Genomic DNA, 12,336 nt, shown 5'->3' with positions numbered 1-12,336 from the left:
CCGCCGCGCGCTTCAGATCTGCTCGATCCCGACACGCGCGAGCGCCCCGAGGTCGACGACGTCGATCTGGTTGTACGCGAGCCGCAGCGCGCCGAGTTTCTCGAGCTGCTGCAGCGCCTGGTTGATTCGCTGCCGCGACACGCCGACGAGCATCCCCAGTTCCTCCTGCGAGATCGACAGCGACGGGCCGGTGTCCGGGTACAGGTCGGGATTGAACAGCTGCGCGAGCGCCTGCGCGACGCGTGCGTCGACGTCCAGCAGCCGGCTGTTCTGGATCGACGCGATGAACTCGCCCATCCGGTTGTTCAACTGGTGAATCACGAAGCGCGTGAACGGCAGGCTCGTGTCGAGCAGCGCGTGGAACGTGTCGACCGGCACGAACAGCACGGTCGAGCGCTGGATCGCGACGACCTCGTACTTGCGCAGTTCGCGCTTGATCACGCTGCCTTCGCCGAACCAGCCGCCCGACGGCACGCCCGAGAACGTGCAGCCGCGCCCGGACGCATTGAAGATCGCGAGCTTCAGCAGCCCGCGATGCACGCCGATCCAGTATTCGGACGGCGCGAGCCGATGGGCGATCACGTCGCCGGCCTCGCACTGCTCGACGCGCGATTGCGCGAGCACGAGCGCCTGGTGTTCGGGCGCGAGCGTGCGGAACCACGCGCACTGGCCGAACAGCGCGGACAGCGCCGGCAGCGGGCCCGGTGCGGAAAGGGCGTCGGCCGGGTGGGCGGGCGCGTCGGGCGATGCGGCGAGAGGGTCGTGCATGGGTGCGGGTTTGCGAGGATAGGGATAACGCGCAGCGCGTGAAAGGCACTCTGTCGTTTCGATGACAGACGGCTCACAATAGCGCCCGTTAGGCTGTCGGCAATTGAACCACATCAAAACGATCCGGGGTGGAAGCGCTCCGGTCGACAGGACACGGGAGACAGGATCATGACGCAGATGTTCGAGGCAGGGCTCGGCCGCCGCGACGCCAATTACGTGCCGCTCACCCCGATCGACTTCCTGGTCAGGACGGCCGAAGTCTACGGCGAGCGCCTCGCGATCGTGCACGGCGACGTGCGGCGCACCTGGGGCGAGACCTACACGCGCGCGAAGCGGCTGGCGAGCGCGCTCGCGCGGCTCGGCGTCGGCCGCGGCGACACGGTTGCGGCGATGCTGCCGAACATCCCGGCGATGGTCGAGGCGCACTTCGGCGTGCCGATGGCCGGCGCCGTGCTGAACACGATCAACACGCGGCTCGACGTGTCGTCGGTGCTGTTCATGCTGCGCCATGGCGAGGCGAAGGTGCTGATCGTCGACACCGAGTATGCGGAATTCGCGCATCGCGCGGCGCTCGAGGTGCCGGGCCTGAAGATCGTCAGCGTGGCCGATGCGATGCCGGCGGACCCCACGCGCTTCGCGGGCGCGACCGACTACGAGGCGCTCGTCGCGAGCGGCGACGCCGACTACGCGTGGACGCCGCCCGCCGACGAATGGGACGCGATCGCGCTGAACTACACGTCCGGCACGACCGGCGATCCGAAGGGCGTCGTCTACCACCATCGCGGCGCGTATCTCGCGGCGATCAGCAACATCCTCGAATGGGACATGCCGAAGCATGCCGTCTACCTGTGGACGCTGCCGATGTTCCACTGCAACGGCTGGTGCTTCCCGTGGGCCGTCGCGGCGCGCGCGGGCGTGAACGTCTGCCTGCGCAAGTTCGATGCGAAGACGGTGTTCGACCTGATCCGCCGCGAACGCATCACGCACTACTGCGGTGCGCCGATCGTGCAGAGCGCGATCGCGAACGCGCCGGCCGAATTCCGCGCAGGCATCGACCACACGGTGCACGCGATGGTGGCGGGCGCGGCGCCCGCGCCGGCCGTGATCGCGAAGATGAAGGAGATCGGCTTCGACCTGCTGCACGTGTACGGGCTGACCGAGGTCTACGGCCCGGCGACCGTGTGCGCGAAGCAGGCGCATTGGGAGGAACTGCCCGATGAGGAGCGTGCGCGGCTCAATGCGCGCCAGGGCGTGCGCTATCACCTGGAAGCGGGCGCGACGGTGCTCGATCCCGACACGATGGCGCCGGTGCCGGCCGACGGCGAGACGCTCGGCGAGATCATGTTCCGCGGCAACATCTGCATGAAGGGCTACCTGAAGAACCCGAAGGCGACCGACGACGCGTTCCACGGCGGCTGGTTCCATACCGGCGATCTCGCGGTGCTGACGCCGGACGGCTATATCCGGATCAAGGACCGCAAGAAGGACATCATCATCTCGGGCGGCGAGAACATCTCGAGCATCGAGGTCGAGGATGCGCTGTACCGGCATCCGGCCGTGGCGGTCGCCGCCGTCGTCGCGATGCCCGACCCGAAATGGGGCGAGGTGCCGTGCGCGTTCGTCGAGCTGCGCGAAGGCGCGAGCGCGACCGAGGAGGAGATCGTCGCGCATTGCCGGCAGTTGCTCGCGGGCTTCAAGGTGCCGAAGGCCGTGCGGTTCGGCGAGCTGCCGAAGACGTCCACCGGCAAGATCCAGAAATTCCAGCTGCGCAACGCGGTCGGCTCGGACAAGGCGATCGACCTGGCCGGCGACAAGAAGTAGGCGAGCCGCCCGGCCCCGGCCGATCGTCCGCCATCCGTCTGCCGTCTGCCGTCACGCGGCTCGCTCGAGCCGGAACACGCTGACCGCATCCGCCAGTTGCGCGGCCTGGTCGCGCAGCGCGACGGCCGCGCGTTCGGCGTCCGAGATCAGCGTGGCATTCTGCTGCGTCGCGTCGCCGATCTGCGTGACGGCCAGGTTCACCTGTTCGATGCCGGTCGATTGTTCGCGCGCCGCGGCGCTGATCTCGCCGATCAGCGTGCTGACCTGGTCGACGCGCGCGACGATGTCGCGCATCGTGCCGCGCGCGGCGTCGGCGATCCGGTAACCCTGTTCGACGGTCGTCGACGATTCGGCGCTCAGCGCGTCGATCTCCTTCACGGCAGCCGCGCTGCGCTGCGCGAGCGTGCGCACCTCGGCCGCGACCACCGCGAAGCCCTTGCCGTGTTCGCCCGCGCGTGCAGCCTCGACGGCCGCGTTCAGCGCGAGGATGTTGGTCTGGAACGCGATGCCCTCGATCGTGCCCGTGATCTCGGCGATCCGGCGCGTTGCGCGGCCGATGTCGTCCATCGTCGCGACCACGCGCTGCACCGCGGCGTCGCCGTTCGTCGCGGCGGCCGACGCGTGGGCGACCAGCGCGTTGGCTTGCGCCGCGTGCTCGGCGCTCTGCTGCACGGCGGCGGTGATCTGCTCCATGCTGGCCGCGGTCTGTTCGACGCTGCTCGCCTGCGTCGCGATCCGCGCGGCCATGTCGCCGCTGCCGGCCGCGATGTCGACCGTGCCGCGCGCGATGTCGGCCGAGCTGTTGCGCACCTGCTCGACGATCCGGGCGAGGCCGTCGCCGATCCCGTCGACGGCCTGCACGAGCCGGCCGATCTCGTCCGCGCCGCGCGGCACGGCGCCGTCGTCGCGGACGCGCACGCTCAGGTCGCCGGCGGCGAAGCGTTCCGACGCGCGTGCCGCCGCATCGAGCGGCCGGCTCACGACACGGCGGACCACGATGACGAACAGCACCGCGAACGCGAGCACGAGCGCCGCGGCGATCATCAGGAAGCGGTTGCGGGTGGCGCGCATGCCGGCGAGCAGTTCGTCGTCGAGCGCGATGCCGCCGACGAGCCATTGCCACTGCGGAATCGTCGTGAACGACACGAATTTCGCGGTGGGCCCGCTGTCGTGCGCGGCCGGGTCGGTCGACGTGTACGCGAGCCGTCCGTCGCCGGCCGCGAGCATCTGCGCGTAGGGCGCGGCGCCGTCGCGGGCCGGTTTGCCGGCCGCCTCGGGGTGGACGACGAAGGTGCCGCGCGACGGGCCCTGCGATGCGTCGAGCACGAAGTAGTAGCCGTTGCTGCCGATCTTCAGCTCGCGAATGCCGGCTTCGACGAGGCGGATTTCGTCCGCGACGTCGATCCCGACGAACAGCGCGCCGATCACGCGGCCGGTCGCGTCGGTCACCGGCTTGTATTGCGTGATGTACGGCCGCCCGAACAGCTTCGCGAGGCCCGTGTAGCTGCGGCCCGCGACGAGCGGCGCGTAGGCGGGGCTGTTGCGGTCGAGGCGCGTGCCGACGGCGCGCGCGCCGTCCTGCTTCTTCAGCGAGGTCGTGATCCGCACGAAATCGTCGCCGTCGCGCGCGAAGATCGTCGCGATCGCGCCGCTTTTCTTCAGGAACTGGTCGGGAATCGAATAGTCGAGGTCGAGCGGCCTGCTGCCCGCGGACAGCGTCGGCGCCATCACGCCGCCGCCGAGGTCCTGGGTGCGCGCCGGGTCGAGCGAGAACTCGGCCGGCAGGAAGCTCGCGAACAGCGACATCGAGCGATCGGCTTCGGCGGTCAGCGCCTTGTCGAACAGGTCGACCATCGCGGCGATCGAGCGTTCCTTCTCGGCGATGCGCGCGTGCGCCTGGTCGGCGATCTGTTCGCCGGCCAGGTGCGCGAGGGTCCACGCGAAGGCGGCAAACAGCAATGCGACGGTTGCGCACGACAATGCGGCCAGACGAGCGCCAACGCTCACCCGGCCCAGGGACGTCAATCTCATAGTGCTTCCTGCGTGGGGGAGGGAGAGGGGCGGAACGCACGCGTCACCGCAATTTCGTCACAGGAATTACGGCAGCGCGTGCGGAATCTTTAGCGCGGAGGTTTCGGCGGATCGAGCGACGGGGATTCAGGGGGAAGGTTGCGTGGGCAGCCAGTCAGTTCCAGCCGACCATGATCGCGCCCATCCCGACGAGCAGCCCGCCCGTGACGCGGTTCATCGCACGCATCCGCGCGGGCCGCTGCAGTGCGCGGCTCAGCCGGTGCGAGAACAGCGCCATCGACGCGACGCCGCCCGCGAACAGCACCGCGAACGTCGCCGAGAGCAGCAGGAACTGCTGGTTCAGGCTCCAGTCGGTGCCCGCGACGATGAATTGCGGGAAGAACGACGGGAAGAACAGCAGCGTCTTCGGATTCAGCCCCGAGGTCGCAAGGCCGCGCCAGAACAGTTCACGTCCCGTATCGGCTGCCGGCTGGGCGACCTCGGCCGATGATGCGGCCGGCGCATGGGCCGGCGCACGGCTGAGCCATTGCTTGCAGCCGAGCCAGACGAGGTAGGCTGCGCCGGCCCAGCGCAGCACGGTCAGCGCGCGCTCGTCGAGATGCACGAGCGAATTCAGGCACAGCGCGGTCAGCGCGAGTTGCAGCAGCACGGCGAGCGTGCCGCCCCAGACACACGGCAGCGCGCGGCGCCAGCCGGCGCGCAGTGCGTGGTTCATCGTGAGGAGGTTGACGGGGCCGGGAGCGTAGACGAGAACGGCGGAAGCAGCGAGAAACGAGAGGTAAAGCCTGAACGACATGACGGGTAGGGCAGGAACAGGAACACGGGCGCCGGCGCCGCGCACGGTCGGTTGGGGTGCGCGGGCGGCGGGTTTCGAATGCCTGGGTGCCCGGCACCGCAACTCGTGATTGCGGCCGTGCGTCCCGGTGCGAAGGGGTTGTCGCGGGGAGCGTGCCGGACAACAGGCATGGGGAAAAATATATCAAGGGGCCGGATTAAAAGGCTTCCTGTTTTCCAGTGAAACAGGTCGAAATCCGGAATGTCGTTCAGATAGAATCCCGCTTTTCAGTAGAAGATTCTTCTTGCCATGGCCACACGTGAACGCTCGCCGAAAACGCTCGACAGCCAGGATCGCAAGATCCTGGGTGCACTGCAAAAAAATGCGCGCCTGTCGAACGCCGAACTGGCCGAACAGATCGGCATGTCGACCACCGCGTGCTGGAACCGCACGCGGCAGCTCGAGGTGGACGGCTACATCGACGGTTATGTCGCGCTCGTCAACCAGCGGAAGCTGGGCTACGCGGACATCGTGATCCTCGAAGTCACGCTCGATCGCCACGAGGACGACGCGCTCGCCCGCTTCGGAGAGGAGCTCGCCGCGCTGCCCGAGGTGCTCGAGGCGTATCTGGTGTCGGGCGAGTACGACTACTGGATCAAGGTCGCGGTGGACGGCACGGCCGGCTACGAGCGCTTCCTGCGCGAAAAGCTGTACAGGATTTCGAGCATCCGTCACAGCCGCTCGATGTTTGCGCTGCGCTGCATGAAGGACGTGCCGTCGATTCAGGTGTGAGCGCGCGGAGGGAGGGCAGCCGGTCTTCGTCGAAGAGCCGGCGCGCGCGGCCGCGTGATTGCGCGATTGCGCAGCGCAGGCGCGCAAGTGGAAACGGAACAAGGCCGGGGGCCAGCTCAGGGCCGCCGGCCGGCGTCTGGTCGTTCCGTTCAGCGCGGCAGGCGCGCGTGTGCTTCAGCGATGACTTCGCAGTTCTCGAGGTGGAGTGCCCAAGCTTCTGCAATCAGCTCGCCCACACGTGCGAGCCAGCCAGCGGATTCGGTGGAACGGTCGGAGACATTAGACGTTTGCATGACGAAGCCCCATATAGGTGGCGAGTTAGGGATAACCCTAATCATAGATGAGGCCCACCGCGTTGTGAAATGAGATTTTGTAATATGGTAATTCTTTGAGGGTTCTGTTGCCGCAGCGCAACAGGATTCATCGTGATCGTCACTGCCCGCCGATCCACCCGAACCGCCACGACAGCCGCCGCGTCGCGGCGAGCAAGGCCTGCGCGAGATCGCTGTCCGGCCCGCGCGGGAAGCCGCGCGACGAACCGATGATTGCGATCACGAGCCGGATGCTGCCGGTGTGATCGAACACGGGCGCGGCGACCGTCCCGATGCCCGGCACCGGCGCGTCGAACGCGAAGTCGACGCCTTCCGCGCGGATCTGCGCGAGGTGCGCGCGGAACGCAGCGTCGGCCGCCGCCGTCGGGCGCCCCGCGAGGCGCACGGGCTCGTCGGCGAGCAGGTCGGCCAGCACGTCGTCGGACATGCCGGCTGCGAAGATCCGGCCGATCGCCGTATTGACGAGCGACATCACGGTGCCGACCTGGAGGCTCACGTGCTGCGGCCGCGCCGATTCCTCGAGGCGGATCACCGTCGGGCCGAGCGGCCCGAGCGTCGCGGCCGCCACGCTCATGTCGGTCGCGCCCGCCAGCGCGACGATCTCGGCTTCCGCGTCGCGCGTCGGCGACACGCGCTGCATCGCGATCAGGCCGAGCGCCTGCCCGAGCGGGCCGCCGCCGAAGCAGCCGGCGTCGTCGCGGCTCAGCAGGCCGATCTTCTGCAAGCTGACGAGATGCGGAAAGGCCTTCGCGGCCGGCATGCCGGCCGCCGCCGCGAGGTCGCGCAGCGGCAGCGCGCGGCCCGCCGACACCAGCGCGAGCAGCAGCTCGCCGGTGCTGTCGAGCGCGTTGATCCCGCGCTGCGCCTTCGCATCGTCGGCCAGTGCGGGCGGCACGCGCGGGGCGGCCGGGGCCGCGCCGGGTGCGGGCGGCGGGGCATCGTGCGCCGCGCCGAGCGATGCGCTCGCCTGCTGGGCCGCGTCGCGCAGTGCCGCCGCGATCGGGCCGTCCCACGCGACGTCGATCGAGCCCGTCGAACCGATCACCGTCAACGCGAGCTGCAGCGCGCCCGCCGCGTCGAACACCGGCACGCACATCGCGCTGACGCCGGGGCTCGGCAGGTCGACGCCGCGTTCGATCCCACGTGCGCGGATCGCGTCGAGTTCGGCCTGCGGCACGCCGGTGTCCGGCACGGGCTGCTCGGCGCCCGCGAGCGTGTCGCCCGCGCCGGCCTGGCTGGCGGCCATCGCGCGAAGTTGCGCGGGGTCGCCGAACGCGCGGAACACGCGGCCGGTGGCTGTCGTGTCGAGCGACATCACCGAACCGACATGCAGGTTCACGTGCAGCGGATAGCCGCCGTGCTCGATGCGCACGATCGTCGGCCCGAGCACGCCCGGCACCGACAGCGCGACGCTCAGGCCGACCGCTTCCGCGAGCCGCGCAGCGTGCGGCAGCGCCGCGCGATAAGCCGGCTGGCGCTCGATCGACATCAGCCCGAGCCGCAGCGACAACGGGCCCGGCTCGTAGTTGCCGGTGAGCGCGTCGCGCTTCACGAGCGCGAGCCGCGTCAGGCTGACGAGATAGGTGTGCGCCTGCGCGGTCGACAGGTCGGCCGCCGCGGCCAGCTCGGACAGCCCGAGCGGCTTGCGCCGGCGCGCGAGCGCGTCGAGCAGCCGGCCGCCGACCTCGACGCTCTGGATCCCGCGCTGCGCCTTGGGCGGCGCATCGTCTGCGCTGACTTCGTGATTCTGCACGCGATGATTCTTCCGATGACGAAACCCCGCATGGTATCCGACGCCATTTATCGCGCCAGCCCGCAGGTTTACCCGTATTAGACAATAGCAAGCGACTTTGTCATTGACAAATATTCGATGCGGGAAGATGATCCGCTCAACCCCTCAACACATGGCTCGCAGCCACGGAACGCAACATGGCCAAAGCATTCGCCTCCCAAGCCGATCTGGAAGAGAAGAAAGTCACCTGGACGAAGCTGTCCGAGAACGCGTACGCGTACACCGCCGAAGGCGACCCGAACTCGGGCGTGATCATCGGCGACGACAGCGTGCTGATCGTCGACACGACCGCGACGCCCGCGATGGCGCAGGACCTGATCGCGAAGATCCGCAGCGTGACCGACAAGCCAATCAAGCACGTGGTGCTGTCGCACTACCACGCGGTGCGCGTGCTCGGCGCGTCCGCGTATTTCGACGAAGGCGCGCAGCACGTGATTGCGAGCCGCGGCACGTACGAGATGATCGTCGAGCGCGGCGAGGCCGACATGAAGTCGGAGATCGAGCGTTTCCCGCGCCTGTTCGCCGGCGTCGAGACGGTGCCCGGCCTGACCTGGCCGACGCTCGTGTTCGAGCGCGAGATCACGCTGTTCCTCGGCAAGCTCGAGGTGAAGATCATGCACGTCGGCTCGGGCCACACGAAGGGCGACACGATCGTCTGGATCCCGTCGCAGAAAGTGCTGTTCTCCGGTGACCTCGTCGAATACGACGCCGCGTGCTACTGCGGCGATGCGCAGCTCGAGCAGTGGCCGGCCACGCTCGAGGCGCTGCGCGCGCTGAACGCCGAGAAGCTGGTGCCGGGCCGTGGCCCCGCGCTGCTGAACCCGGCCGAAGTGAACAAGGGCCTCGACTACACGAAGGATTTCGTGACGACGCTGCTCGCGCAGGGCCGCAAGGCCGTCGAGCGGAAGCTCGACCTGAAGGCGTCGATGGCGCTCACGCGCGAAGCGATGGACCCGAAGTTCGGCCACGTGTTCATCTACGAGCACTGCCTGCCGTTCGACGTGTCGCGTGCGTTCGACGAAGCGAGCGGCATCACGCATCCGCGCATCTGGACGGCGCAGCGCGACAAGGAAATGTGGGCCGCGCTGCAGGACTGAGCGGCCCATGACGGCGGGGCGTCCGTAGTCCCGCCGCGTTTCTTCGATCTCACAAGAAAGCCGGGCGCACGCACGCCCTGGGAGACGGCTGCGCGCCCGAATCGTGCAGCCTGTTTGGAGAGAGACATGCCCCAATCGCTTCCCGCCGAAGCGGCGGTCGCGTCCGCGTCGGCTTCCGACGACCAACTGCTGTTCCGCAAGATCGCGTGGCGGATCGTGCCGTTCCTGTTCCTCTGCTACGTCGTATCGTTCCTCGACCGCATCAACATCGGCTTCGCGCAGTTGCAGATGAAGCACGATCTCGGCTTCAGCGACGCGATGTACGGCCTCGGCGCCGCGGTGTTCTACGTCGGCTACGTGTTCTGCGAAGTGCCGAGCAACATGCTGCTCGCGCGTTTCGGCGCGCGTCGCACCTTCACGCGGATCATGCTGCTGTGGGGCATCGCGTCGACCGGGATGATGTTCGTGTCGCAGCCGTCGCATTTCTATGTGCTGCGGTTCCTGCTCGGCGTGTTCGAAGCAGGCTTCTTTCCCGGCATCGTGCTGTATCTCACCTACTGGTTCCCCGCGAACCGGCGCGCGGCCGCGATCTCGGTGTTCTTCGCGGGCGTCGCGGTGGCCGGCGTGCTCGGCGGCCTGATGTCGGGCTGGATCATGCGCGACATGGGCGGCGTGCTCGGCCTGCACGGCTGGCAGTGGATGTTCGCGATCGAAGGCGCGCCGGCGATCCTGCTCGCGTTCGCCGCGTTCACGTTCCTGGTCGACCGGCCGCAGGACGCCGCGTGGCTGACGTCCGATGAAAAGGCGCGGGTCGCGGCGCTCTGCGCGCACGGGCAGGGCCGCGAGGGGGCACACGGCGCACACGGTCCGGGCAGCTTCGCCGCCGCGCTGCTGAATCCGCGCGTGTACCTGTTCGCGTTCATCTATTTCTCGCTGACCTGCGCGTCGCTGACGCTCAACTTCTGGATGCCGCTGATGATCCGCGATTTCGGCGTGACCGACGTCGTGGCCGTGAGCCTCTACACGGTCGTGCCGAACGCGGTGGGCGCGGTGGGGCTGGTGCTGATCGCGCGCCGCTCCGACCGCACCGGCGAGCGCCGCAAGCACTTCGCGTGCTGCACGATCGGCGGCGGGATCGCGCTCGCGGCGCTGACGCTGCACCTGCACAGCTTCGCGGCGATGCTCGCGTGCCTGTCGATCGCGGCGACGCTGGTCTTCGCCGCGCTGCCGATCTTCTGGGCCGTGCCGACCCGCTACCTGTCGGGCAATGCGGCCGCGGCCGGGATCGCGCTGATCAGCAGCATCGGGATCACGAGCGGCATCGTCAGCCCGTGGGTGATCGGGATGATCCGCACGCGCACGGGCAGCATGGATCTCGCCGTGTATCTGCTGGCCGCGTTGCTGGTGGCGAGCGGTGTCGCGCTGATGCTCGGCGTGAAAGGCGAGCCGCAGCGGCGGGTTTGGGCTTGAGTCGAGCGCTGCGCCGTGGCCGTCCGCTGTCCGCTGACGGCCGCGCCACGTCAGATGCCGTTCCCCGGCAACCGATCGAATGCGATCAAGGAGACAAGCGATGTCTGCTCCTCTTCGAGCGGAGGCGGCGCGCGGCGTCGCCTCCGGCGCCGGCGCGGGCGATGATGCGCCGGACGACGACGCGCTGTACCGGCGCATCGGCATGCGGATCGTGCCGTTCCTGTTCATCTGCTACATCGTGTCGATCCTCGATCGCAGCAACATCGGCTTCGCGCAGTTGCAGATGCGGCAGGATCTCGGCCTGACCGACGCGATGTACAGCCTCGGCGCCGTGCTGTTCTTCGTCGGCTACGTGCTGTTCGAGGTGCCGAGCAACGCGCTGCTGCGCCGCTTCGGCGCGCGCCGCACGTTCGCGCGGATCATGTGCCTGTGGGGCGCGGTGTCGGTCGCGATGATCGCCGTCGACAGCGCAAAGCATTTCTACGTGCTGCGCTTCCTGCTCGGGCTGTTCGAGGCCGGGTTCTTTCCGGGCGTGGTGTTCTACCTGACGTACTGGTATCCGGCGCGGCGGCGGGCGTCGGTGCTGTCGATCTTCTACGCGGGCGTCGCGGTGGCGGGGATGGTCGGCGGGCTGCTGTCGGGCTGGCTGATGCGCGGAATGTCGGGCGTGCTCGGGCTGCACGGCTGGCAATGGATGTTCGCGATCGAGGGCGCGCCCGCGATCCTGCTCGGCGTGATCGCGTGGTTCTGGCTGTGCGACGGTCCCGAACAGGCCGCGTGGCTGACGCCGGACGACCGGCGGCGGCTTGCCGACGATCTCGCGGCCGACCGCGCCCGGGCGCCCGCCCATACGGCCGCGTCGCTGCGCGAGGCGCTCGCGGCGCCGCGCACGTACCTGTTCGCGTTCATCTATTTCTCGCTGACCACCGCGCTGCTGATGCTGCTGTTCTGGATGCCGCTGATGATCCGCGAATTCGGCATCCACGACGTCGTGCAGATCAGCCTGCTGTCGGTCGTGCCGAACGCGGTCGGCGCGGCCGGCCTGATCGCGATCGCGCGGCGCTCCGACCGCAAGCGCGAGCGGCGCCGGCACTTCGCGGCATGCGCGTTCGGCGGCGCGGTGGCGCTTGCGCTGCTGACGCTGCACCTGCCGAGCATCGTCGCGATGATGGCGCTGCTGTCGGTCGCGGCGATGCTGATCTTCGCCGCGCACCCGGTGTTCTGGGCCGTGCCGTCCGCGTATTTCTCCGGCGCGGGCGCGGCCGGCGGGATCGCGCTGATCAGCAGCATCGGCGTGTCGAGCGGCATGATCACCCCCTGGCTCGTCGGGCTGATCCGCACGCGCACCGGCAGCATGGATCCGGCGATGCTGATGATCGCCGCGCTGTTGGCCGCGTGCGCGGTCGCGATGCTGCTGGGGACGCGGGGGGAGCGGCCGACGGAGCCGGCGCGATGACG

General features: G+C 68.9%; 9 protein-coding genes. 5 read left to right on the top strand and 4 right to left on the bottom strand.

Translation table 11 applies throughout. The features are described from left to right. Positions 1–12: 12 nt before the first annotated feature. Positions 13–768 (bottom strand): Crp/Fnr family transcriptional regulator, encoded by a 756-nt coding sequence (locus WT26_RS28220; RefSeq protein WP_069274476.1) that lies wholly within the window; start codon positions 766–768, stop codon positions 13–15. 168 nt (positions 769–936) lie between these two features. Here WT26_RS28220 and WT26_RS28215 point away from each other — a divergent pair, with 168 nt between their 5' ends. After that, positions 937–2,589 (top strand): acyl-CoA synthetase, encoded by a 1,653-nt coding sequence (locus WT26_RS28215; RefSeq protein WP_069274475.1) that lies wholly within the window; start codon positions 937–939, stop codon positions 2,587–2,589. Positions 2,590–2,640: 51 nt separating this feature from the next. Here WT26_RS28215 and WT26_RS28210 read toward each other — a convergent pair whose 3' ends face one another. Both WT26_RS28210 and WT26_RS28205 read right to left on the bottom strand, forming a co-directional pair. Then, positions 2,641–4,620, bottom strand: coding sequence for a methyl-accepting chemotaxis protein (locus WT26_RS28210; protein WP_069274474.1), 1,980 nt, complete (start codon positions 4,618–4,620; stop codon positions 2,641–2,643). A 154-nt stretch (positions 4,621–4,774) separates the two neighbouring features. After that, positions 4,775–5,416 (bottom strand): LysE family translocator, encoded by a 642-nt coding sequence (locus tag WT26_RS28205; RefSeq protein ID WP_069274473.1) that lies wholly within the window; start codon positions 5,414–5,416, stop codon positions 4,775–4,777. Between the two features lie 288 nt (positions 5,417–5,704). Here WT26_RS28205 and WT26_RS28200 point away from each other — a divergent pair, with 288 nt between their 5' ends. After that, positions 5,705–6,187 (top strand): Lrp/AsnC family transcriptional regulator, encoded by a 483-nt coding sequence (locus WT26_RS28200; protein ID WP_059522177.1) that lies wholly within the window; start codon positions 5,705–5,707, stop codon positions 6,185–6,187. A gap of 432 nt (positions 6,188–6,619) precedes the next feature. Here WT26_RS28200 and WT26_RS28195 read toward each other — a convergent pair whose 3' ends face one another. Further along, positions 6,620–8,272, bottom strand: coding sequence for an IclR family transcriptional regulator (locus WT26_RS28195; RefSeq protein WP_069274472.1), 1,653 nt, complete (start codon positions 8,270–8,272; stop codon positions 6,620–6,622). Positions 8,273–8,448: 176 nt separating this feature from the next. Between WT26_RS28195 and WT26_RS28190 the strand changes: the two genes are divergently transcribed. The 3 genes from WT26_RS28190 (at position 8,449) to WT26_RS28180 (ending at position 12,334) form a co-directional block, all read left to right on the top strand. Further along, positions 8,449–9,408, top strand: coding sequence for an MBL fold metallo-hydrolase (locus WT26_RS28190; RefSeq protein WP_059522175.1), 960 nt, complete (start codon positions 8,449–8,451; stop codon positions 9,406–9,408). Between the two features lie 126 nt (positions 9,409–9,534). After that, entirely contained in the window at positions 9,535–10,878 is a 1,344-nt protein-coding gene (locus tag WT26_RS28185; protein WP_069274471.1) for an MFS transporter, read from the top strand. A 100-nt stretch (positions 10,879–10,978) separates the two neighbouring features. Next, complete coding sequence (locus WT26_RS28180; RefSeq protein WP_069274470.1) at positions 10,979–12,334, top strand: MFS transporter; 1,356 nt, start codon at positions 10,979–10,981, stop codon at positions 12,332–12,334. Positions 12,335–12,336: the final 2 nt, after the last annotated feature.

The sequence above is a fragment of the Burkholderia cepacia genome, from assembly GCF_001718835.1.
Taxonomy (GTDB): Bacteria; Pseudomonadota; Gammaproteobacteria; order Burkholderiales; family Burkholderiaceae; genus Burkholderia; species Burkholderia cepacia_F.
This window is presented reverse-complemented; position numbering and strand designations above follow the sequence as displayed.